The 899-nt window shown below is 38.5% G+C and carries 1 protein-coding gene; it reads left to right on the top strand.

Features of this window, described 5'->3' with window-relative positions:
- Positions 1 to 13: 13 nt before the first annotated feature.
- Positions 14 to 899: IS3 family transposase (locus AC23MB_RS14295; RefSeq protein ID WP_487787646.1), on the top strand; the 886-nt coding region annotated here is incomplete at its 3' end.

Here is an 899-nt window from a genome sequence, read left to right as displayed (position 1 = left end):
TACTCTCAAAAAAGTGGTAAAGCCTGCCACAAAACGGGAAGTGGTTGATTATCTTGTTTCAGAATACCCGATGAACATTCGGCAGGCGTGTAAATCCTTGAATTTGGAGCGAAGCAGCTATTACTATCATCCCAAAAGAAAAGATGATACAGACATCATCGATTGCCTGAATCAACTTTCTGAAAAACATCCCAGCTATGGATTCAAAAAAATGTTTCACAGTCTGAGGAATCAGGGTTTTTCCTGGAACCACAAGAAGGTGTATCGTGTTTACAAGAAGCTTGGATTGAACATTTTAAGAAAACGCAGAAGGAGATTGGCTTCGAGAGAACGAAAAAATTTGGAAGTTCCGAGCAACTACAACGAAGTTTGGAGCATGGATTTTATGAGTGATTCTTTGTTTAACTCAAGAAGATTCCGAACATTGAATATCATTGATGATTACAACAGAGAATCGATTTGGATAGAAATCGGCTTATCAATCGGAGCAAAACATATGACCGATCTGCTGGAATGGATTGTAAAAGAAAGAGGAAAACCAAAAGCAATACGAACAGATAATGGTCCCGAGTTTACGAGTTCTGTTTTTACGAATTGGTGCCATAAACACAGAATTGAAATGCGGTATATTCAACCGGGGAAACCTGTTCAGAATGCTTTTATTGAAAGGTTCAACAGAAGCTATAGGACAGAGGTTCTGGATGCAAGAATCTTCAATAATTTGATAGAAGTACGGGAAATAACTTCTGATTGGATGGAGCATTATAACAATAACAGACCCCATGAAAGCTTGGGAAACCTATCTCCAATGAGGTATTTGTGGAAAAAGGAAAACTCGCCAGACGCTAATCTCAACACCGAGTTTTCTCCTTTTCAACAAATTTTGCCAACATCAACAA

Source organism: Soonwooa sp. T0.1_25, assembly GCF_057652215.1.
The sequence above is the reverse complement of the archived record's forward strand: the minus strand, read 5'-3'. Positions and strand labels throughout refer to the sequence as shown.